Source organism: Pelagibacterium halotolerans, from assembly GCF_044811015.1.
Taxonomy (GTDB): Bacteria; Pseudomonadota; Alphaproteobacteria; order Rhizobiales; family Devosiaceae; genus Pelagibacterium; species Pelagibacterium halotolerans_A.
This window is the reverse complement of record NZ_CP085243.1, coordinates 2,442,678-2,463,792: the sequence shown is the minus strand read 5'-3', so window position 1 is coordinate 2,463,792 and position 21,115 is coordinate 2,442,678. Positions and strand designations below refer to the sequence as shown.

The 21,115-nt window shown below is 62.8% G+C and carries 19 protein-coding genes and 1 tRNA gene; 11 read left to right on the top strand and 9 right to left on the bottom strand.

The features are described 5' to 3' along the window. Window positions 1-51 precede the first annotated feature (51 nt). Window positions 52-2,817, top strand: a complete 2,766-nt coding sequence (gene acnA / locus LG281_RS12100; RefSeq protein WP_404401016.1) for an aconitate hydratase AcnA — start codon at window positions 52-54, stop codon at window positions 2,815-2,817. Window positions 2,818-2,892: 75 nt separating this feature from the next. Here acnA and LG281_RS12095 read toward each other — a convergent pair whose 3' ends face one another. Beyond that, window positions 2,893-3,666 (bottom strand): sulfite exporter TauE/SafE family protein, encoded by a 774-nt coding sequence (locus tag LG281_RS12095; RefSeq protein WP_404401014.1) that lies wholly within the window; start codon window positions 3,664-3,666, stop codon window positions 2,893-2,895. A 215-nt stretch (window positions 3,667-3,881) separates the two neighbouring features. On the opposite strand from LG281_RS12095, the gene LG281_RS12090 reads away from it, so the two are divergent. Next, entirely contained in the window at window positions 3,882-4,715 is an 834-nt protein-coding gene (locus tag LG281_RS12090; RefSeq protein WP_404401012.1) for a DUF2189 domain-containing protein, read from the top strand. Here the strand turns inward: LG281_RS12090 and LG281_RS12085 are convergent. From LG281_RS12085 to coxB, 5 genes are read right to left on the bottom strand one after another with little or no spacing between them, the layout of a single operon-like run. After that, window positions 4,708-5,040: a cytochrome C oxidase subunit IV family protein gene (locus LG281_RS12085; protein WP_404401010.1), complete on the bottom strand. Its 333-nt coding sequence runs from the start codon at window positions 5,038-5,040 to the stop codon at window positions 4,708-4,710. The genes LG281_RS12090 and LG281_RS12085 overlap by 8 nt on opposite strands. 55 nt (window positions 5,041-5,095) lie before the next feature. Next, window positions 5,096-5,812, bottom strand: a complete 717-nt coding sequence (locus LG281_RS12080) for a heme-copper oxidase subunit III family protein (protein ID WP_404401008.1) — start codon at window positions 5,810-5,812, stop codon at window positions 5,096-5,098. Beyond that, window positions 5,809-6,528, bottom strand: a complete 720-nt coding sequence (locus LG281_RS12075) for a cytochrome c oxidase subunit 3 (protein ID WP_404401006.1) — start codon at window positions 6,526-6,528, stop codon at window positions 5,809-5,811. The genes LG281_RS12080 and LG281_RS12075 overlap by 4 nt, the downstream gene beginning before the upstream one ends. Next, a complete protein-coding gene (locus LG281_RS12070; protein WP_404401004.1) occupies window positions 6,525-8,291 on the bottom strand; it encodes a cbb3-type cytochrome c oxidase subunit I in 1,767 nt (588 codons plus the stop codon). Before LG281_RS12070 ends, LG281_RS12075 begins: the two co-directional genes overlap by 4 nt. Window positions 8,292-8,325: 34 nt before the next feature. Then, window positions 8,326-9,117 (bottom strand): cytochrome c oxidase subunit II, encoded by a 792-nt coding sequence (gene coxB, locus LG281_RS12065; RefSeq protein ID WP_404401002.1) that lies wholly within the window; start codon window positions 9,115-9,117, stop codon window positions 8,326-8,328. Window positions 9,118-9,225: 108 nt separating this feature from the next. On the opposite strand from coxB, the gene LG281_RS12060 reads away from it, so the two are divergent. Next, a complete protein-coding gene (locus tag LG281_RS12060) occupies window positions 9,226-9,411 on the top strand; it encodes a hypothetical protein (protein WP_404401000.1) in 186 nt (61 codons plus the stop codon). Window positions 9,412-9,501: 90 nt separating this feature from the next. On the opposite strand, the gene LG281_RS12055 is transcribed toward LG281_RS12060, so the two are convergent. Then, window positions 9,502-9,921: a c-type cytochrome gene (locus tag LG281_RS12055; protein ID WP_404400998.1), complete on the bottom strand. Its 420-nt coding sequence runs from the start codon at window positions 9,919-9,921 to the stop codon at window positions 9,502-9,504. A gap of 324 nt (window positions 9,922-10,245) precedes the next feature. Continuing rightward, window positions 10,246-10,320: transfer RNA gene (locus LG281_RS12050), tRNA-Gly, on the bottom strand. 217 nt (window positions 10,321-10,537) lie between these two features. Between LG281_RS12050 and LG281_RS12045 the strand changes: the two genes are divergently transcribed. The 3 genes from LG281_RS12045 to LG281_RS12035 all read left to right on the top strand — a co-directional run bounded on the left by LG281_RS12045 (window position 10,538) and on the right by LG281_RS12035 (window position 12,495). Beyond that, the gene (locus LG281_RS12045; protein WP_404400996.1) at window positions 10,538-11,476 is read left to right on the top strand and encodes a tetratricopeptide repeat protein; all 939 of its coding nucleotides are present in this window, start codon (window positions 10,538-10,540) and stop codon (window positions 11,474-11,476) included. A gap of 138 nt (window positions 11,477-11,614) precedes the next feature. Further along, window positions 11,615-12,277, top strand: a complete 663-nt coding sequence (locus tag LG281_RS12040) for an LON peptidase substrate-binding domain-containing protein (protein WP_404400994.1) — start codon at window positions 11,615-11,617, stop codon at window positions 12,275-12,277. A 5-nt stretch (window positions 12,278-12,282) separates the two neighbouring features. Next, on the top strand, window positions 12,283-12,495 hold the full coding sequence (locus LG281_RS12035) for a Trm112 family protein (protein ID WP_404400992.1): 213 nt from the start codon (window positions 12,283-12,285) through the stop codon (window positions 12,493-12,495). Between the two features lie 223 nt (window positions 12,496-12,718). On the opposite strand, the gene LG281_RS12030 is transcribed toward LG281_RS12035, so the two are convergent. Then, window positions 12,719-13,951 carry an FAD-dependent monooxygenase gene (locus LG281_RS12030; RefSeq protein WP_404400990.1) on the bottom strand — a complete coding sequence of 411 codons (1,233 nt, stop codon included), beginning with the start codon at window positions 13,949-13,951 and terminating at the stop codon, window positions 12,719-12,721. Window positions 13,952-14,327: 376 nt separating this feature from the next. On the opposite strand from LG281_RS12030, the gene LG281_RS12025 reads away from it, so the two are divergent. The 5 genes from LG281_RS12025 (at window position 14,328) to LG281_RS12005 (ending at window position 21,074) form a co-directional block, all read left to right on the top strand. Then, window positions 14,328-14,666 (top strand): P-II family nitrogen regulator, encoded by a 339-nt coding sequence (locus LG281_RS12025; protein ID WP_404400988.1) that lies wholly within the window; start codon window positions 14,328-14,330, stop codon window positions 14,664-14,666. 29 nt (window positions 14,667-14,695) lie between these two features. Next, window positions 14,696-16,072: an ammonium transporter gene (locus LG281_RS12020; protein WP_404400986.1), complete on the top strand. Its 1,377-nt coding sequence runs from the start codon at window positions 14,696-14,698 to the stop codon at window positions 16,070-16,072. Window positions 16,073-16,500: 428 nt separating this feature from the next. After that, complete coding sequence (locus LG281_RS12015) at window positions 16,501-19,092, top strand: DNA translocase FtsK (RefSeq protein ID WP_404400984.1); 2,592 nt, start codon at window positions 16,501-16,503, stop codon at window positions 19,090-19,092. A gap of 114 nt (window positions 19,093-19,206) precedes the next feature. Next, the gene (locus tag LG281_RS12010; protein WP_404400982.1) at window positions 19,207-19,830 is read left to right on the top strand and encodes an outer membrane lipoprotein carrier protein LolA; all 624 of its coding nucleotides are present in this window, start codon (window positions 19,207-19,209) and stop codon (window positions 19,828-19,830) included. Between the two features lie 443 nt (window positions 19,831-20,273). After that, window positions 20,274-21,074 carry an exodeoxyribonuclease III gene (locus LG281_RS12005; protein ID WP_404400980.1) on the top strand — a complete coding sequence of 267 codons (801 nt, stop codon included), beginning with the start codon at window positions 20,274-20,276 and terminating at the stop codon, window positions 21,072-21,074. Window positions 21,075-21,115 lie beyond the last annotated feature (41 nt).

Below are 21,115 nucleotides of genomic sequence, written 5' to 3'. Positions count from 1 at the left end.
CTGAAACGCGACAAAGCAAAGAATTCACCTCACAACCCGATAGGCGGACCCGTGACAGATCATCCCGACAGCTTCAAAGCCAAGACCACGCTCAATGTGGGCAACAAGGCCTATACGATTTTCTCGCTCGCCGAGGCCGAAAAGAACGGGCTCGATGGCATCGCCCGCCTGCCGAAATCCCTCAAAGTGGTGCTCGAAAACCTGCTGCGCTTCGAAGACAACCGCACTGTCAATAAAGACGACATCACCGCGGTCAAGAACTGGCTCGACGACAAGGGTAAGGCCGGCCACGAGATTTCCTACCGCCCCGCGCGCGTGCTGATGCAGGACTTTACCGGTGTCCCCGCCGTCGTCGACCTCGCCGCCATGCGCGACGCGACCCGGACGCTCGGCGCCGACCCCCAGAAGATCAACCCGCAGGTCCCCGTCGACCTCGTCATCGACCACTCGGTGATGGTGGATTATTTCGGCTCTCCCACGGCCTTCGAGCAGAACGTCGCCCGCGAATACGAGCGCAATGGCGAGCGCTATGAATTCCTGCGCTGGGGCCAGTCCGCGTTTGAAAACTTCCGCGTCGTCCCCCCCGGCACCGGCATCTGCCACCAGGTGAACCTCGAATACCTCGCCCAGACCGTCTGGACCAAGACCGTCGACGGCGAAGAGATCGCCTATCCCGATACGCTTGTGGGCACCGACAGCCACACCACAATGGTCAACGGCCTTGCCGTCCTCGGCTGGGGCGTCGGCGGCATCGAGGCGGAAGCCGCCATGCTCGGCCAGCCCATTTCCATGCTCATCCCCGAGGTGATCGGCTTTAAATTCAACGGCGAGATGCCCGAAGGCACCACCGCGACCGACCTCGTGCTCTACGTCACCGAAATGCTCCGCAAAAAGGGCGTCGTCGGCAAATTCGTCGAATTTTATGGCGCGGGGCTCTCCTCGCTCTCGCTCGAAGACAAGGCGACCATCGCCAACATGGCGCCCGAATATGGCGCCACCTGCGGCTTCTTCCCCATCGATAGCGAAACCATCACCTATTTGAAGGAAACCGGCCGCGAGCCCGACCGCGTTGCGCTTGTCGAGGCCTACGCCAAGGCGCAGGGCATGTTCCGCGCCGACAATGACGAGGACCCGGTCTTCACCGACACCCTCGAGCTCGACCTTTCGACCGTCGTGCCCTCGCTCGCCGGCCCCAAGCGCCCGCAGGACCGCGTCGCCCTGACCGACGCCGCCACCGCCTTCGCCAAGGCGCTCGACGAGATCACCGGCGGCCGCAAGAACGGTGCCGTCCCCGATTCGCGCGGTGAATCCCGCTATGTCGATGAAGGCGCTACCGGCGCCCACGACACCCCCGAGGATCACGACAATCACGGCTACCCGGTCAACGGCGCTGACTACCGCATCGCCGATGGCGACGTGGTGATCGCCGCGATCACCTCGTGCACCAACACGTCCAACCCTTCGGTTCTGATCGCTGCCGGCCTGGTCGCCAAGAAAGCCCGCGAACTGGGTTTGAAGGTCAAACCCTGGGTCAAGACCTCGCTCGCCCCCGGCAGCCAGGTGGTGACCGAATATCTCGAAAAGTCCGGGCTCCAGGAAGAGCTCGACGCCATGGGCTTCAACACCGTCGGCTATGGCTGCACGACCTGTATCGGCAATTCGGGCCCGCTCGACGAGAACATCTCGCGCACCATCAACGAGAACGACCTCGTCGCGGTCTCGGTGCTCTCGGGCAACCGCAATTTCGAGGGCCGGGTGAACCCAGACGTCCGCGCCAACTACCTCGCTTCGCCCCCGCTCGTGGTGGCCTATGCGCTTTTGGGTTCGATGACCAGCGACATCACCACCGAGCCGCTCGGAACGGGCTCGGACGGCAGGCCGGTCTATCTCAAAGACGTTTGGCCGAGCTCGAGCGAGGTTGCCGAAGTGCTGCGCACGGCGATCTCCACCGACATGTTCAAGCGCCGCTATGGCGACGTCTTCAAGGGCGACAAGCGCTGGCAGGAGATCAAGGTCGAAGGCGGCGAAACCTATAAGTGGAATTCGTCCTCGACCTACGTCCAGAACCCGCCCTATTTCGAAGGCATGGGCACCGAACCCGAGCCCATCACCGACATCGAGGGCGCGAAAATCCTCTCGCTCTTCCTCGACTCGATCACGACCGACCACATCTCCCCGGCCGGTTCGTTCAAGCCCTCGACCCCGGCGGGCCAATATCTCGTCGACCGGCAAGTGAAGCCCGTCGATTTCAACTCCTACGGCGCCCGCCGTGGCAACCACGAAGTGATGATGCGCGGCACCTTCGCCAACATCCGTATCAAGAACCAGATGGTGCCGGGCACCGAAGGCGGTTTCACCAAGGATCCCAAGGGCGAAACCGTGCCGATCTACGACGCGGCGATGGAGTATAAGGCCCAGGGCACCCCGCTCGTCGTCTTCGCGGGCAAGGAATACGGCACCGGCTCCTCGCGCGACTGGGCGGCCAAGGGCACGCGCCTATTGGGCGTCCGCGCCGTCATCGCCCAAAGCTTCGAGCGCATCCACCGCTCCAACCTCGTGGGCATGGGCGTCCTGCCGCTGATGTTCGAGGAGGGCACGAGCTGGCAATCCCTCGGCATCACAGGGGATGAAACCATCTCGATCAAGGGCCTCACCGAACTCGAGCCGCGCCAGACGCTCGACGTCGAGATCACCTACGCCAACGGCGAGACCAAAACCGTCCCGGTCCTCCTGCGCATCGATACGCTCGACGAGCTCGAATACTACAGGAACGGCGGCATCCTGCACTATGTGCTGCGGAACCTCGTGGCGGCTTAGGGCGCTGGACTGCAAAGCAAAACGAAGGGCGGCTGAAAGGCCGCCCTTTTTGTATGTGGCTCTACGCGGCGTGCCCTAAACTCCCACCGCCATCTTGAGCCCGATCACCCCCAGGAATGCCAGGATCAGCCTGTCGAACGCCTGCGGGCTCAGCTTCGAGGCCAGCCACTGCCCAATCGGCATGCACAAGGTGATCGGCACCAAGGCCAGCGTCCCTTGCAAAAGCCATTCGGGCCGCATGATCCCCGCGACCCAGAGCGCCGGACCCTGCGTGCACACAAGGGTCAAAAACATCGCCGACACCGCATAGACGTGCGGACCCCGCTCGAAGCGCATGGCGTGGATGAACGTCACCCCGATCGGCGCGGAAATCCCCGTCGCCCCGTGCAGGACGCCCGCCCCGAGCCCCGCTGGCACCGCACCGTAAAACGCACCCCTGCCCTCGACGATGAAACTCGGCCGCGCCAGCCGGAAGACGACATATCCCACGAGCAACAGCCCCAGCGCCAGCGTCAACCCGCGTTCGGGCATGCTATCCAGGAGCCATGTTCCAATCGCCACCCCGACCACCACCGCCGGCAGCATCGGCGCCAGAAACCGCATCCGGATGTCCCGCCGATAGGCGCGGAAGTGCCAGATCTGCCAGATATTGGTAACCAGCGTCGGCACCACCAGCACCGCCACCGCGTGCTGCAACCCGAAAACCGACGCAAGAAACGGAATGGCAATGAGCGGCATCCCCATCCCCGTCGCGCCCTTGGAAATCGACCCCGCGCCGATGGCGGCGAACACGATGGCGAGCGTGGCGAAATCCATATCGAAGACCAGGCGGCTGGAGAAACGACGCAACCGCTCCCGGGCGGGGCGGTAAAATGTTTGCTAGCCGAAAAGCCTCAAAAGAACAATCGCACCTTCGACCAAGCCGGACCGCTGATACCAAAGACTGGCCGCACAGACCCAAATCGGGTTATGCTCGCTCCCGATAGGCCGCGGTTGCAATGCCGGGCCGGCTGCCTGGCGTTTCCTGCAACTGACGGCTTCGGCCACGTCAGGGAGGAACGATTATGGCCCAGGCCCGCGCTTCGACTGCCATCGGGGACGATGCCGCCAATCTCAAAATCCGCGACATCACCGTCGTCGACGTCATGGACGCCCTGCGTCACGGCTTCGAGGATTTCTGGGAACACCCTTCGCACTACGCCTTTGCGGCAATGATCTATCCGGTCGTGATGATCGTCGTCGGGCTCTGGGTCTCGGGCCAGAACGTTTTGCCCCTGCTCTACCCGCTGGCCTCCGGCTTTGCGCTCATCGGCCCATTCGTCGCGCTCATTTTCTACGAAATCAGCCGCAGGGCCGAACTCGGGCTCGACACCTCATGGAAATACGGCTTCGAGGCGCTGCGCTCGCCGGCTTTGCCCGCCATGCTGGGCGTGGGTCTCGTCCTGTGCGTGCTGTTCATCGCCTGGCTGATCGTGGCCCAAATCCTCTTCACCACGCTTCTCGGCCCCGAACCCCCGGCCTCGCTCACCGCCATGCTCTGGCGCATTCTCACCACCGGCGAAGGCTGGACGTTGATCGTCGTGGGCAATCTCGCCGGCGCGGCGTTCGCGCTCGCGGTGCTCTCGATTTCGGTGGTGAGCTTCCCCCTGATGCTCGACCGGCACGTCGGTGCCGGTACCGCCATCGAAACCTCGATCAAGGCGACATCGCTCAACACCTGGCCCATCCTCGTCTGGGGGGTGCTGATCGCCATCCTCATCGCCGTCGGCATGGCGACGCTGTTTTTGGGCCTCGTCATCATCATGCCCGCGCTCGGACACGCTTCCTGGCACCTCTACCGCAAGATGGTCGTCCCACCGCCCGACAGAACCGTCCGTACGCGGCGGGCGGCTACATGAAGATAAGCCGCATCCACTCGGTGTAGCTACCCTCGAGCGCCATGATGGCGACGAAAACCATCAGGAGCAGCGGTGGGACCAGGATGACGTAGGTGAGCGCCAGCCGCTCCCATGCGACATGCATGAACACCGCAACGATGAGCCCCGCCTTGAGCATCATCAGCGTCGCCACCAGCCCCCAGCGCAGATAGCCCTGGACGTGCAGGATATCGACCATGTACGAGCCCACCGAAAGGATGAAGAGCCAGATCCAGACGGTGATATAGAGCCGGATCGGGTGTTGCTGGCCTTCGGCGTGGGATTGATTGGAGGCATGCGTGTCCATGTCTGCTTCAGCTTGTACCATTTTGGGGCCTGTCATTGCTCATGGTTGGAGTGGCTCACCACAGGTAGAAAAAGGCGAAAATGAAAACCCAAACGAGATCGACGAAGTGCCAGTAAAGGCCCATGATCTCGATCATCTCGTAGCGGCCCTTGCGCGCCGTAAAGAAGCCAGGCCGGACGGTGTCGAAATCGCCCCGCCAGGCCTTGCGCGCCATAATCAATAAAAAGATCACCCCAAAGGTCACGTGCGTGCCGTGAAACCCGGTGATCATGAAAAAGCTCGCGCCGAACTGCTCGGCTCCGAACGGATTGCCCCAGGGACGTACACCCTCGGAGATCAGCTTGGTCCATTCGAAGGCCTGCATCCCCACGAAGGTCGCGCCGAAGAGCGCAGTGACGAGCAGCAGCACGGTGGTTTTCACCTTGTCCCGCGCATAGGCGAAATTGACCGCCATCGCCATCGTGCCGCTCGAGGTGATCAGAACGAACGTCATGATCGCGATCAGCAAGAGCGGCACATGCGCACCGAAAATCTCGAGCGCGAACACTTCGGACGGGTTGGGCCAGGGCGTCGTCGTCGACAACCGCGCCGTCATATAGCCGATAAGAAACGACCCGAAGACGAAGGTGTCCGAAACAAGGAAGATCCACATCATCGCCTTGCCCCAGGACGCGGTCTTGAACGAGCGCTGATCGGAGGACCAATCCTTGACCGCACCCCTAAAGCCGGGCTCGAGGGTCGGCTGGGGCCGACCGGTCGTTGTCTCACTCATCTTACGCCACTCCCCGCTATGATCTGCCCGCACAGCGCCAGGAACGCAGCCGCCCAGCCCGAAAGCACAAGCAGCAGAACCACCCAGACGAGCAGCATGAAAAGCCAGTACGTTGCCGCAAGATCGATGCTCAGCCGGATTGCGGCGATCTCGTCCCTGCGCCGGATCTTCGTGATCGGCCGCGCCAAAGCCACAATCCCGCCAATCACATGCACCCCGTGCGCCGCCGTCATCAGATAGAAAAAGCTCCCCGCCGGCCCCGAAGTGATCGCATAACCGTTCGAGACGAGGATCGACCACGCCCAGAGCTGCCCGGCGATAAAGACCGCCGCCGCGCCCGCCCCGCCGATCACCCCGGCCTGCGCGCGCGCCATATCCCCGCGCCGCGCTCCGGCACGCGCCCATTCGAGCGCGAGGCTAGCGGCGAGAAGCGGCAGCGTATTGGCCCAGACGATCCCGGGCAGCGGAAACCCGCGCCAGTCGCCAAGCTGGGCGCGCAGCACATAGGCTGAAACGAGGAGCGCAAACAGCGCCCCCACCACCGCCATGAAGATCCCCAGGCCGATCTGCGCCGCCGGCAGCTTGGGGTCTCCCGGCCCGGCGAGCGTCGCCACGCTGTCGGTTTCAAGCCACGGCTTGGCCATCAGCCCCTGCCGCGAGATCCACCAGAGCGCCAAGAGGGCAATGACGGCGAGAAAGGCCAGGATGGCGATCACGTCGTCGCCTCCCGCCCGGCGACCGCGGGCTGGTTCTGCGGAATGAAATCCTCGGCCGCGCCGGGCACGGAATAATCATAGGCCCAGCGGTAGACGACCGGCAGCTCCTTGCCCCAATTGCCGTGCTCGGGCGGCGTCTTGGGTGTCTGCCATTCGAGCGAGGTGGCCCGCCACGGATTACCGCCCGCCTCCTTGCCGTTCTTGAGGCTCCAGACGAGGTTGAAGATGAAAACGAGCTGCGCGAACCCCACGATGAACGCCATCACCGAGATGAACGCGTTGAGCCCCATCGCCGATTCGGGGACGACCGCGATATCGGTGGTCTCGAAATACCGCCGCGGTGCCCCGGTCAGCCCCACATAATGCATCGGGAAGAAGATAAGATAGGCGCCCAGGAAGGTCACCCAGAAGTGGAACTTGCCCAACCCCTCGGACAGCATGCGACCGGTCACCTTGGGATACCAGTGGTAGATCGCCCCGAAAATGACGAGGATCGGCGCCACCCCCATCACCATATGGAAATGCGCGACGACGAACATCGTGTCCGACAGCGGCACGTCGACGACCACATTGCCCAGGAACAGCCCGGATAGTCCGCCATTGACGAAGGTGACGATGAACCCCAGCGCGAACAGCATGGGCGTCGTGAAATGAATGTCTCCCCGCCAGAGCGTCAGAACCCAGTTATAGACCTTGATCGCCGTCGGCACCGCGATGATGAGCGTCGTCGTGGCAAAGAAGAACCCGAAATAGGGGTTCATCCCGCTCACATACATATGGTGCGCCCACACGACGAAACTCAGCGCCCCGATGATGACGATGGCCCAGACCATCATCCGGTAGCCGAAGATGTTGCGCCGCGCATGGGTGGAAATCAGGTCCGACACGATCCCGAACGCCGGCAGCGCGACGATATAGACCTCCGGATGCCCGAAAAACCAGAAAAGGTGCTGGAAGAGGATCGGGCTGCCCCCGCCATAGCTCAATTGCTGGCCGAATTCGACGAGCGTGGGCATGAAGAAACTCGTCCCCAGCACTTTGTCGAAAAGCATCATCACCGCGGCAACGAAGAGCGCGGGGAACGCCAGAAGCGCCATGACGGTGGCAACGAAAATCCCCCACACCGTCAGGGGCATCCGCATCAGCGTCATCCCGCGCGTGCGCGCCTGCAAAACCGTGACGGTATAATTGAGCCCGCCCATCGTGAAGCCGACGATAAAGAGCGCGAGCGAAACCAGCATCAGGATGATACCGCCCTGCTGCCCTGGCGTATTGGACATGATGGCCTGCGGCGGATAGAGCGTCCACCCCGCCCCCGTCGGCCCGCCCGGCACGAAGAAGCTCGCGACGAGCACGAGGACCGCGAGGAGATAGATCCAGTAGCTGAGCATGTTGGCGTAGGGGAACACCATGTCCCGCGCGCCGACCATCAGCGGGATGAGATAATTGCCGAACCCGCCCAGAAACAGCGCCGTCAAGAGGTACACCACCATGATCATCCCGTGCATGGTGATGAACTGGTAATAGGCTTCCGGACTGATGAAATTGAACGTGCCGGGAAACCCCAGCTGCAGCCTGATCAGCCAGGAAAGCACAAGCGCCACGAACCCGATCGCAAAGGCGGTCACCGCATATTGGATCGCGATCACCTTGGCATCCTGGGAGAAGACGTATTTCGTCCACCAGCTTTTCGGATGGTAGAGTTCCATTTCCCCGAGCTCGGCGGCCGGCGCCGACGCGCTCGCATCATGGATATCGGCCATTTACCTCCTCCTTGCTGCTCCGTTTCGGAGCGGCTTACGACGAAAACTCCGCGAACGTCATCTGGCCGCCCAGCCATTCGTCGTACTCTTCCTGGGTAACGGCCCGGAAGCCGCCGCGCATATACGAATGCCCAGTACCGCAGAGCTCGGCGCACAAAACCTCATAGGTTCCCGGTTCGGTGAGCGTGGCCCAGAAATAGGTGACCGAGCCGGGGATCATGTCCATCTTCGCGCGGAGTTCCGGCACGTAGAAATTGTGCAGCACATCGACCGAACGCAGCGCGAAACGCACCGGCCGCTCGGTGGGCAGAACCAATTCCCCGCCAACGATCATATAATCGTCCTGCCCTGCCGGATCGTCCGGATCGATCCCCAAAGGATTGTCGAAGGTAACGAACCGGTTGTCCGCGCGCCCCAACTGCCCGTCCGCGCCGGGCAGTCTGTAGTTCCACAGCCATTGCTGGCCGATGACCTCGACTTCCATGGCGTCCTCGGGCACCGAGACATATTGCGCCCAGACGAAGAGCCCCGGCGTGAGCATCGCGATCACGCCCGCCGCCGTCAGCGTCACGAGCCAGGTTTCCAGCCGCTTGTTCTCCGGCTCATAGCGCGCCTTGCCCCCCTCGCGATGGCGGAAGCGGAAGAGGCAATAGGCCATGAAAAGGATGACGGCGGCAAAGACGATCCCCGTGATCCAGAAGGTCAGGATCGTCGTATCGTCGATATAGCCCCAATTCGAGGCCAATGGCGGGAACCACCACGGGCTCAGAAGGTGGAACGCGATCGATCCCACGACGACAAGAACCATCACCCATGCAACAACCATCGTGCCCTCACCTTGTTTCCGGAGAGCGGAATGCGGGCGACACCCGGATGTCGCGATGTGGTCGTATGCATGGCCACGCTCCGCGCATCACCCCTCCCGGTGACCTGAATGCTTGGAACAGACTCGACGCAATTTTTAATTCAGCGCAAAAACCCGGCGCTGTCGGGCATGCTGCACGCAAACGAAATGCAGCTTTTGCTTTTCGACCCGAAGGTCTTTGCACGCGAAAACGCGAAAGAAACGTCTCAATTCTTCCCTACCCACCCGAGCGGAATGGAAAGAACTTTAGATTAACCAATAATCTCATTGGTTTGGACGGGTGTCAACTCAGCTCCGTCCAACCGGATCCGGAGGCGGAACCGCCTCCGGGCCCGCAGATCCGCGCTACGGCTCGACCGGATTGCCCTCCGCATCGAACTGCGCGAGATACGCAATGACATTCGCCCGGTCCTCTTCGTCGGGCAGCCCGGGAAACGCCATTCGGGTGCCCGGCAGGAATTGCTGGGGGGATTCGAGGAACACCATCAGCGTCTCGACGTCCCAGACAAGATCGGAAGTCTTCATCGCGTCCGAATAGTTGAAATCCGGAAGGCTGCCCGCGGGCCGGTCCACGATGCCATTGAGCATGGGCCCGATCGCATTGGCCGCACCCGGCCCCACCTTGTGGCAGGCCATGCATCGGGCGAAAACCCGCTCGCCCGCCGCCGGGTCGCCCGAAACCTCCTGTCCCATCGCCGTACCCGGCGCGAACATCGCCATGGCCATTCCGATCGCGCCTGCGTGCGCTTTCCAGTCTTTGAACATCTCTCTCCTCCGTGAGCGTTTTTCAACACCAAACCGAAAAGCCCGAACACCCGCTTCAATCCCGCCGAAACGGGAATTTCTCCAACGCGGTAAGCAAAAGAGCGGGCCCTCTTTCTCATCGGCAAAGCTAACCCGGACCAAACGTCCAAGACCTCGTCCCCGATCCCGCTTTTTTCTGGCTGGCGGGTTTGGAGGATATGTCTTGCGCCCGAGTGTACGCGCTTCCGGTCCGTCTGGCTATCCGGCCCACTCAACCTGGAATTTCGCGCAAACAAAAAGGGCCCTTGCGGACCCTCTGAACCGAGCGCTTGCGCCTCGGAAAACTGGAGCGGGCGATGAGATTCGAACTCACGACCCCAACCTTGGCAAGGTTGTGCTCTACCCCTGAGCTACGCCCGCACTCCATAATGGTCGCGCGCCCTTGGCAGCGACGCGATGGGCGCCTATATGCCCAACCGTGCGACCAATTGCAACCCATATTTTATGCGTTTTGATAAGCGCACCGAACTTCGGTTAATGCGCCCGGTTCCGCACCGCTTTGCACAGCCCATGGCCATGGTGTAAGGGTCTGGCGAAACGCTTTGGCGCGACTGCGTAACAAAAGGACAGGCGGACCATGGACCTCACGATGAACGCGAACGCCAATCCCGGCGCCCAAACCGCACTGATCGTCGAATCGTCGACCGCAAGCTTTCAGGCCGACGTCATCGACGCATCGCGCACCGGGCCGGTCCTCGTCGACTTCTGGGCCCCCTGGTGCGGTCCGTGCAAGACGCTGACCCCGGCGCTCGAACGAGTCGTCACCGCGCTTAAGGGCAAGGTCAGGCTCGTCAAGATTAATGTCGATGAGAACCAGGCGCTCGCCGGCCAGATCGGCGTTCAGTCCATCCCCACCGTCTTCGGCTTTGTCGGTGGCCGTCCGGTTGACGGGTTCATGGGCGCCATCCCCGAATCCGAGATCGTCAAGTTCTGTCAAAAACTCATCGACGGCGCGGCGCGGTCCGGGGTCAAAAACCAGTCCGAAGGCGAAGCCCAGATCGAAGCCGCGCTCGAAGGCGCCAGGCAGGCGCTCGAGGCCGAGGATTACGAACGCGCCTACCAGATTTACGCCCTCGTCCTCCAGCACATGCCGGACAATCAGGCTGCGCTCGTCGGTATTGCGACCGTCCAGTTCAAAACCGGCGATATCGACGCCGCCAAACAGACCCTGGCCATGCTGCCCGATGACGCCGCGAACGCTGACGCCGGGGCTCTCGCAAAGGCCATAGCGCTCGCCGAGGAAGCCGAAAAACTCGGAGATCCCGTCCCGCTCGAGGCCCGGCTTTACGAAAACCCCGACGATCACGACGCCCGTTTCGATCTGGCGATGATCCTCAACGCCCGCGGCGAAAAGCTCAAGGCCGCCGAGGCGCTCATCGAGATCATGCGGCGCGACCGCGAATGGCGCGAAGACGGCGCGCGGCTGAAGCTCCTCGAACTGTTCGAAGCCTGGGGTCCAAAGGATCCCGCCACGGTCAAGGGCCGCCGCATGCTCTCGGGCCTGCTTTTCCGCTAGCGCCCCGCTTCACCAGAGCGTTTTCAGGAACCGTAGGTCCGTGTAAGCGAAAAGTTGATAGGCTTTTTCGGTTCGAAAAACGCGATGAAACAAAAAATGCTCTAAACTGGCCGTACGCCGGACCACCGAGGATTGTTCATGCGCCACCCCCGTTCGATATCCGATCTGCCCGACCTTCTGGCGCTCTTTCCGCTTTCCAAGGCCCTTCTGCTGCCTGGCGCGCAGCGCCCGCTCAACATTTTCGAGCCGCGCTTCGTCGAGATGATCGACGACGCAATCGCCGGCAACCGCCTGATCGGGCTCATCCAGCCCACCGAACACACCGACGAGGAAGCCCCGCGCGGCCCTGTCGGCATCGAGGAGGTCGGCTGCGTCGGCCGCATCATTCATTTCGAAGAACAGGCGGAAAACCGCTATTTCATCGTGCTTGAAGGCCTCTGCCGCTTCGATCTGGTCGAGGAGCTGACCACCGCGACCCCCTACCGGCAAGCCAAAATCTCCACCGCCCGCTTTGCCGACGATTTCGACCCCGAACTCGGCGTCGACCGCATCGACCGCGACCGGCTCCTCGCTGTCTTGCGTGAATACGCCGAATTTTCCGATATCGAGGTCGATTGGGAAGAAGTCGAACAGACAGGAACGGGCGAACTGGTCAACCTCGCCGCCATGCTCAGCCCTTACGGGCCTAAGGAAAAGCAGGCGCTTCTGGAGGCCCCTACCCAGTTCGAGCGCGCCGAAACCCTGATCGCGCTCGCCGAAATGGAAATGGCGCGCGCCCGCCAGGGCGCCGTGCTGCAATAACCGCCATGCCGGCAGACCCGCGTCACCAACTCGACCCCCGAACCCTCGAAATGCTGGTCTGCCCGATCACCAAAACACGGCTGGTCCTCTCCGAGGACAAGACCGAACTCATCTCCACCGTCGCCCGCCGCGCCTTCCCCATCGTCAGGGGTGTACCCCTGTTGGTCGAGGACGCCGCACGGGTGGTGGAGGAAGACGAGATCGATAGGCTGCGCTAGCCTGCATTTCGTTGGCACGGTCCTTCGGGTCTCGCACGCCTTGCGCCCTGCGTCGGATTTTGGCGAGGTCGAATATGGCGACAGAGTGCGTCAGAGAGCTTGTACATATATCCATACGCACTGCGCGCTCTTCCTGCCCTCTCGCCTTTTGGACCGGCGCAGGGCATAGCCAGTGTGAGACCCGAAGGACCGTGCCAACGAAATGCGGGCTGGGGTCTGGACCCTAGAGTGCCACGCCGCGCAAAAGCTTCGCGCCATCCGCCCCCGCGGCATGATGGATGAGCCCCTCCTTGACCGGCCCGAGCCGGTCGACCACCGACAGCCCGAAATCCCGCAACGCGCGCACCGGCGCCAGGTCATTGGAAAACAGCCGGTTGAGCCCGTCGGTCATCCCCGCCATCAACGCGGTATCGAACCGCCTGAACCGCTCGTAGCGCGCCAGAACATCCGCCGCGCCGTGGTCTTCCCCCAGCCGCATGGCATCGACCAGCACCTCGGCGAGCACTGCCACGTCCTTCAACCCCAGATTGAGCCCCTGCCCCGCAATCGGGTGAATCACATGCGCCGCATCCCCGATAAGCGCGACCCGCGCGCCTACGAACTGTCGCGCCAGTTTCAACCCCAGCGGAAACGCCTGCACCGTATCGGCGACATGGACCGCCCCAAGGCTCGCGCCCATCGCCGCCTCGATTTCCCCCGCAAGCGCCGCAGCGTCCATCGCAACCAGCGCCTGCGCGCGGTCGGGTGTTTCGGTCCAGACGAGCGATGAGAAATTGCCCTTCAGCGGCAGCGACGCGAATGGCCCGGCGGGCCGGAAATGCTCGTAGGCCGTATCCTCATGCGGCATTTCATGTCCGATGGTCGTGACGATCCCCGACTGCTTGTAGTCATGGGAGAAGACCCCGATCTTCGCCATCCCGCGCAGTGCCGAGTTGCCCCCATCCGCCGCCACCGCCAAAGGCGCTGTCAGCACGCGTCCGTCCTCGAGCGTCAGCTCCGCCCGCGCGCCATGTCCTGAAAACCCTGATATCGCCACCGGCGCATAAAGCGTCACCTGTCCCTCGGCGGCTGCGAGCAGCGCCACGGCGCTCGCGGTATTGGGCACCATATGCGCGAACGCCTCGCCCGGCCCCACCTCGCCCTCAAAGCTTAAGAACAAGGGCCGCGCGATATCACCCGTCCCCGAATCGGTGATCTTCATCGCCCGGATCGGATTGGCCGCGTCCGCCATACCCGGCCATACGTCGATCGCCTCGAACACCCGCCGTACTCCCGCGGCAATCGCCGAGGCCCGCGCGTCCCTGGGCACGGAAAGCGGGCGGCGGTCGACGAGCGCAACGTCGATCCCCGGCACCGAGCGCACCAGCGCGACCGCCAGCGTCAGCCCCGCCGGTCCCCCGCCCACGATGATGATATCATGACCCCTCCGGGTCCCCTGTGCCGTTTTTTCAGCCATTCCCGTCAGCGCCTCGCCGTGTTCCGTCCACGCATGAGAGCCCAACCGATAATTCGCTTGTCCGGCCCTTCGGGGCCGGACGGGCTCTGAGATGAGGTTCCAAGAGTGCACCTCCCCGCCCGGACGGGCAAGCCGCATTTGGCCGCAGGCGCGTCGGGCACCATCCCAAGCGCCGCAAATTTGTTCACCCCTTGTTAAAGATAGGAATCTTCGTGCACAATTTTTGTGCATTCAGGAATGTGTCAGGACTTGGGCAAGGCAAGGGCATCCCGACATATACCCGTTGTTTCAAAGACTTATGAGGATTTCGGACGGTTTGGCACGAGTTTTGAGTCCAGAAACCCCGTGTCAGGTGCGGAATCGGAAAGGAGCACCCATGAAACTGCTTACTGCAATCATAAAGCCGTCACGGCTTGAGGAAGTGCGTCAGGCATTGAACTCGCTGGACGTGCACGGCATGACCGTGACCGAAGTTAAGGGATACGGGCGTCAGAAGGGTCATTCCGAGATCTATCGCGGGACCGAATACGCCGTTCACTTCCTGCCCAAATTGAAGGTTGAGATCGCCGTGGACGCCGCACAGGTCGACGCGGTCGCCGCCGCGATCAAGGACGCCGCACAGACCGGCCGGATCGGCGACGGCAAGATCTTCATCCTCGACCTCGAACAGGCGATCCGCATCCGTACCGGCGAAACCGGCACGGACGCGCTCTGATCGCCCGGCGTACTTTTAGGGGAAACATTATGACCAACAGAACAACCAAACTTCTCGGCACGGCGGCGCTCGCGTCCCTGCTCGTCGCGCTGCCGGCGCTGGGCCAGGACGCAGCGGCCACCGAAGAGGTCGTGGAAACGGTTTCCGAAGGCGTATCCGCCGACGTCGTTTTCATCCTCAATTCGTTCCTTATGATCTTTGGCGGCGTACTCGTCATGTGGATGGCCGCGGGCTTTGCGATGCTCGAGGCAGGCCTTGTCCGCACCAAGAACGTCTCAATGCAGCTTTTGAAGAACATTGCGCTCTTTTCGATCGCTGCTGTCGCCTACTACATCGTGGGCTACAACCTCATGTATCCGCTCGGCAACTGGTCGATCGGCGCTGACGAGACCGGCGGCTTCCTCGGGGCTTTCGGCATCGGCGTTCTCGAAGCGGTGGGCGTCACCGCGGACGGCGCGGACGATTTCTCCTATGCGGCGACCAGCTCGGACTTCTTCTTCCAGGTGATGTTCTGCGCCACCACCGCCTCGATCGTTTCGGGCACGCTGGCGGAACGCATCAAGCTTTTGCCGTTCCTGGTCTTCACCTTCGTCCTGACCGCCTTCATCTATCCGATCCAGGCGTCCTGGAAGTGGGGCGGCGGCTTCCTCGACAGCCAATTGGGCTTCCTCGATTTCGCCGGTTCGACTGTCGTGCATTCGGTCGGTGGCTGGGCCGCGCTCGCGGGTGTTCTTCTCTTGGGCGCGCGCAAGGGCAAGTACAATGCCGACGGCACGGTCAACGCCATGCCCGGCTCCAACATGCCGCTTGCCGCGCTCGGCACCTTCATCCTGTGGATGGGCTGGTTCGGCTTCAACGGCGCCTCCCAGCTCGCCATGGGCTCGGTGGGTGACGTCGCCGATGTCGGCCGCATCATGGTCAACACCAATACCGCTGCCGCCGGTGGCGCGCTTGCGGCACTGATTCTCACGGCGATCATCTACAAGAAGGTCGATCTGACCTTCGTCCTCAACGGGGCTCTGGCCGGCCTGGTTTCGATCACGGCCGAACCGCTCACCCCTGGTATCGGCACCGCCACCCTTATCGGCGCCGTCGGCGGCGTGATCGTGGTCTTCGCCGTGCCGCTGCTCGACCGGCTCAAGATCGACGACGTTGTGGGCGCCATCCCGGTCCACCTCTTCGCCGGCATTTGGGGCACGCTCATTGTGCCGCTGACCAATCCGGACGGCAGCTATGTCAACCAGCTGATTTCGATCATCATCGTCGGCATCTTCGTCTTCGTGGTGAGCCTCATTGTCTGGGCGATCCTCAAGGCCACGGTCGGCCTGCGCCCCTCCGAGGACGACGAGGCGCTGGGACTCGACAAGGCCGAAATCGGCGTCGAAGCCTACCCCGAATTCTCCTGATCCGATCAGGACCACCGAACTCCGATGGCGCGGTCTCCGCGCCATCCCGCTCCCAGGCGGCATGCAGCCCATATCCCTCTTGACCCCACATCTTGAGGCCTTCCCACTCGCAAACGATATGGGCTGCATCCCCTCTGGGAGAGATGGAATAGCCAGGGCCCCGCATCCATGCGGGGCTTTGCTTTTGGGTTCCTCGCCATCAGGACCGCACGAAACATCGGCGTTTGCACTCTTTGCTCCACCCCACCCTTGGTCCCTCCCCGTCAAGGGGAGGGGTTAGCGGTGGGGGTGCCAGCGTAAGCTGGTTTAGGCGGTAGATCGGGCACCACACTAACCCCGCAAATTTCCCCCGCCCGCTAATTCTAGATTAACCATGCCGGCTTAGGCTCCGCTCGATAGAGTATTTGCGTAACGAGCCGGCCATTTCGATGAGTTTGCATCCCTCCCCGCACCTGGACGACACCCACGGCACCCGCGAGGTGCTGCGGATCGCAATTCCCGTGCGTCTGATCGGGCTCGTCCTTCTGGCCGTTTGTGCCATCGTGCTCGTCTCGCTCGCCTCCTGGCATGTCGACGATCCGAGCTTTTCGTACGCCACCGACAAGCCTGCGGAAAACTGGCTCGGCTTTTCCGGCGCCGCCATCGCCGATGTCGTCTTCCAGCTCGTCGGCCTCGCGGCGCCCGTCCTCGTCATTCCGCCCGTCGTATGGGCCTTTTCGCTCATCGGGCGCCGAGTCCCCAATTTCCTCGGGCTCAGGATCACCGGATGGGTGCTTGGCACCGTTCTCGCCACCGGCGTCCTCTCGGGCTTCCCTGCCCCCCAGAGCTGGCCGCTGCCGCTCGGGTTGGGCGGTTTCGCGGGCACGGGCTTTTCCGCGCTTTATAGCCTCGTCCTGGGCAGCCCGCCTGAAGGCTGGGGCGCCATTCTCTATGCGCTCATTCTCCTGCCCCCGACCGTCGCGCTGATCTGGCTGTCCGCCCGCCCCGCGCGCACGCACGATTCGATGCCCGCCCCCCGCGCGGCGCAAAAGCCCCGCGCCAACCGCGCGCAGACGCAGCGCGCCGCAGAACCCGAAGACGACAGCGACGCCGATGGCGACAGCCCCTTCGCCGTCGTCATCGGATCGATCGCTCATTGGGGCTACATGCTTTTGGGCTTCATCAAGCGCCTGATGGCCCGGCGCAAACAAGCCGATCTCCCGGCCCGTCCCTGGCAAAGCGCCGATTTCGAGCCCCAGCTCGACCGCTCGATTCCGGCCCCGGGCACCGACTATCGCCGCGAGCCGAGCCTCGGCGCGGCCCAACCCGAATGGGATGAGCCGGACGACGATCTCGATTACACCGATTACGAGCCGGCGCCCCCAGCCCGCGCCGAAAACGACGACGACATCGCCCGGCTGATCGTCGAGCAGAACGGCGCCTCCCCGCGCGTTGCGGCCCCCGCGCCGCGCCCGGCGCCCTCGCGCCGCACCATGCGCGAAGCCCAGGGCTCGTTCCTCGTCGATGACGGCTTCGACCTGCCCCCGCTCGATCTCCTGGCGGCTCCCAAGGCCAACCAGCTCAACCCCGAGCATCGCCCCGAAGCGCTTGAAGAGAACGCCAAGCGGCTCGAAGGTGTCCTCGAGGATTTCGGCGTCAAGGGCGACATCATCAATGTCCGCCCCGGCCCGGTCGTGACGCTCTACGAGCTCGAACCCGCCCCCGGCATCAAATCGTCCCGCGTCATTTCGCTCGCCGACGACATCGCCCGCTCGATGTCGGCCATCGCCGCCCGCGTCGCCGTCGTCCCCGGCCGCAACGCCATCGGCATCGAACTGCCCAACGCGACCCGCGAGACGGTGTTCCTGCGCGAACTCCTCGATTCGGTCGACTACGAAAAGGCCAAGGCCAAGCTGCCGATCTGCCTCGGCAAAACCATTGGCGGCGAGCCGATCATCGTCGACCTGGCGCGTATGCCGCACTTGCTCATCGCCGGCACCACCGGCTCGGGCAAATCCGTGGGGATCAACACCATGATCCTCTCGCTCCTTTATAAGATGACGCCCGAAGAATGCCGGCTCATCATGATCGACCCGAAAATGCTTGAATTGTCGGTCTATGACGGCATCCCGCATCTTCTGACCCCTGTCGTCACCGACCCGCAAAAGGCCGTGGTGGCCTTGAAGTGGGCCGTCCGCGAGATGGAAGACCGCTACAAGAAGATGAGCAAGGTCGGCGTCCGCAACATCGACGGCTTCAACCAGCGCGTCAGCGAAGCGCAGAAAAAGGGCGAGGTCATCACCCGCACCGTCCAGACCGGCTTCGACCGCGAAACCGGCGAGGCGATCTTCGAATCGGAAGAATTCGACCTCGAACCGCTCCCCTATATCGTCGTCATCGTCGACGAGATGGCCGATTTGATGATGGTCGCGGGCAAGGACATCGAAGGCGCCATCCAGCGCCTCGCCCAGATGGCCCGCGCCGCCGGCATCCACCTGATCATGGCGACGCAACGCCCCTCGGTCGACGTCATCACCGGCACGGTCAAGGCCAACTTCCCCACCCGCGTCTCCTTCCAGGTGACCTCGAAAATCGACAGCCGCACGATCCTTGGCGAGCAGGGCGCCGAACAGCTCCTCGGCAATGGCGACATGCTCTATATGGCCGGCGGCGGTCGCATCAAGCGTCTGCACGGCGCCTTCGTCGATGACAGCGAGGTCGAATCGATCGTCTCGCACCTAAAGAGCCAGGGCACGCCCGAATATCTCGAATCGATTACGGTCGAAGACGAAGGCGACGGCAACGCGCTCGACGAGGATGGCCAGTTCGCCGGATCGGGCGACGAACTCTACGACAAGGCCGTCAACATCGTTCTGACCGACAAGAAGGCCTCGACAAGCTACATCCAGCGCCGCCTGTCGGTGGGCTACAACAAGGCCGCAACGCTCATTGAGCGCATGGAACAGGAAGGCATCATCTCCCCGGCCAACCACGCGGGCAAACGCGAGGTGCTGGTGGGCGATAACGCGGACGGATATTGAGGAGGGGTGGATAGTTGCCGCCGTTCGTGCCGCGCAATCCTTCCTGTCGCCGCATTTGCCCTCTACCCCAATTCCCAAGGGGTAAAAACCATTCGCTCGAAAGTCTTGGCCGTAATGAACCGCATCTATAAAGCCGCGCTCGCGATTATCCTCCTCCTCGCCGCCGCAACGGCGGCCACCGCGCAAACCCGGCAGCTCACGCTCGACGAAGAGTACATGCTCCAGGAGATATCCCGGCACAACACCGAGATCCGCACCCTGGCCGGCCGCTTCGTCCAGATCGACAGCCAGGGCGGACGCACCGAGGGCGTGTTCTGGCTCAAGCGCCCCAACCACATCCGCTTCCGCTATGGGCCCCCCAGCCGCGAGGAAATCATTTCCCAGGGCCGGGGTTTTTACGTCATCGACCGCGAGGCGCGCACCCAATACGCCTATAACCAGGAGCACGTCCCGCTCCGTCAGGTCCTTGGCGACCAGGTGAGCCTCATCAATTCCAACCTGACCGACGTCGTGATGAGCGACACCCACGTCGTCGTCTCGCTCATCGACGACACGCCCATCGGCACGGTGCAGGTCTCGCTGATTTTCGACCGCGAAACCCTAGACCTTGTCCAATGGAGCCTCATCGAGCCTTCGGGGGTGGAAACCACATTCTCGATCTACGACACCCAGAAGAACATCGAGATCCCCGACCACTATTTCTATATCGACCCCACCTACTCCCAGCTGCAGCGCTGAACGAACGCCGGTCAATCGCTTGATGGGATGTTCTATCTGCCCGGATGGCGGTATGCTCTGGCGCCTCCATGACCCCTCGCCGCCCCCGACTTGATCGGGGGCCCATCAGCGTTTGCACGCCCGAATTGGACGTGCGATGCAAAGCGCTGCCTGGAACCGGGTGCGTGCCGGATAGTGAGACTCTGAGGATCCCGTTGCCCGCCCAATGCACCCGATACTCTCACCATTCGGCGCGGCAAGGGTCGGTGGCAGCGCCGTGCATCGCACAACGATCCCGACTCGCCAAAGCGCTGATGGCCCCCCGATCAAGTCGGGGGCGGCGAGGGGGTGGTGGAGAGGCTGGCTTCACCCGATTGCCCTGTGAACGAACGCCGGCACCCTTTACACACCCGGACTGCAAAGGGATAAAGACCGCACGTCTTCATCCCTTTTTCGAGTCGTTCATGCCCTCTCTTGCCACCTGGAACATCAATTCGGTGCGCCTGCGCCTGCCGATCGTCCTCGACTTCCTTTCCCGATACGCGCCGGACGTCCTGTGCCTGCAGGAGATCAAATGCACCAATGACCAGTTCCCCGCCAAGCCGTTCGCCGAAGCCGGCTATGCCCACCAGGCCGTCCACGGGCAAAAGGGTTATCACGGCGTCGCCATCCTCTCGAAAGTCCCCTTAAGCGAGATCGCCGCGCGCGGCTTCTGCGAGATTCCCGATTCGCGGCACGTCTCCGCCAAGCTCGATTTCGGGCGCGGCCCGGTGACCGTGCACAATTTCTATATCCCTGCCGGCGGCGACGAGCCGGACCCCGACAAGAACCCCAAATTCCGCCACAAGCTCGATTTCCTTGCCGAAATGGCCGACTGGTTCGACGATCTCGTTTTCGATGAGCGCCAGATCATCTGCGGGGATTTCAACATCGCCCCGCACGAAAACGACGTCTGGAGCCACAAGCAGCTCCTGAACGTCGTCTCCCACACGCCGGTCGAAACCGAAGCGCTCAACGCACTCCTTGACCGCCGCAACTGGGTTGACCTCGTGCGCCGGCATATCCCGATTGAAGAAAAGATATATTCCTGGTGGAGCTACCGCGCCAAGGACTGGTCCGCCTCCGACCGCGGCCGGCGCCTCGACCACATCTGGGCGACAAAAGACATCGCCGCCCATTCGAGCGCCTGCCGTATCCTCCGCCCCGCCCGCGGCTGGTCCGACAAGCCCTCCGACCACGTGCCGATCATCGTGGATTTTAGCTAGCGATTCTACACAGGGATTTGACAGGTTTACGCGGGTGTCGG

What these genes read in the sequence shown, in the direction of transcription:
- LG281_RS12090 (WP_404401012.1), top strand. Translation starts at nt 3,882, where the DNA reads ATGGCCCAGGCCCGCGCTTCGACTGCCATCGGGGACGATGCCGCCAAT.
- LG281_RS12085 (WP_404401010.1), bottom strand. Translation starts at nt 5,040, where the DNA reads ATGGACACGCATGCCTCCAATCAATCCCACGCCGAAGGCCAGCAACAC.
- LG281_RS12080 (WP_404401008.1), bottom strand. Translation starts at nt 5,812, where the DNA reads ATGAGTGAGACAACGACCGGTCGGCCCCAGCCGACCCTCGAGCCCGGC.
- LG281_RS12070 (WP_404401004.1), bottom strand. Translation starts at nt 8,291, where the DNA reads ATGGCCGATATCCATGATGCGAGCGCGTCGGCGCCGGCCGCCGAGCTC.
- coxB (WP_404401002.1), bottom strand. Translation starts at nt 9,117, where the DNA reads ATGGTTGTTGCATGGGTGATGGTTCTTGTCGTCGTGGGATCGATCGCG.
- LG281_RS12060 (WP_404401000.1), top strand. Translation starts at nt 9,226, where the DNA reads ATGCTTGGAACAGACTCGACGCAATTTTTAATTCAGCGCAAAAACCCG.
- LG281_RS12055 (WP_404400998.1), bottom strand. Translation starts at nt 9,921, where the DNA reads ATGTTCAAAGACTGGAAAGCGCACGCAGGCGCGATCGGAATGGCCATG.
- LG281_RS12045 (WP_404400996.1), top strand. Translation starts at nt 10,538, where the DNA reads ATGGACCTCACGATGAACGCGAACGCCAATCCCGGCGCCCAAACCGCA.
- LG281_RS12040 (WP_404400994.1), top strand. Translation starts at nt 11,615, where the DNA reads ATGCGCCACCCCCGTTCGATATCCGATCTGCCCGACCTTCTGGCGCTC.
- LG281_RS12035 (WP_404400992.1), top strand. Translation starts at nt 12,283, where the DNA reads ATGCCGGCAGACCCGCGTCACCAACTCGACCCCCGAACCCTCGAAATG.
- LG281_RS12030 (WP_404400990.1), bottom strand. Translation starts at nt 13,951, where the DNA reads ATGGCTGAAAAAACGGCACAGGGGACCCGGAGGGGTCATGATATCATC.
- LG281_RS12025 (WP_404400988.1), top strand. Translation starts at nt 14,328, where the DNA reads ATGAAACTGCTTACTGCAATCATAAAGCCGTCACGGCTTGAGGAAGTG.
- LG281_RS12020 (WP_404400986.1), top strand. Translation starts at nt 14,696, where the DNA reads ATGACCAACAGAACAACCAAACTTCTCGGCACGGCGGCGCTCGCGTCC.
- LG281_RS12015 (WP_404400984.1), top strand. Translation starts at nt 16,501, where the DNA reads ATGAGTTTGCATCCCTCCCCGCACCTGGACGACACCCACGGCACCCGC.
- LG281_RS12010 (WP_404400982.1), top strand. Translation starts at nt 19,207, where the DNA reads ATGAACCGCATCTATAAAGCCGCGCTCGCGATTATCCTCCTCCTCGCC.
- LG281_RS12005 (WP_404400980.1), top strand. Translation starts at nt 20,274, where the DNA reads ATGCCCTCTCTTGCCACCTGGAACATCAATTCGGTGCGCCTGCGCCTG.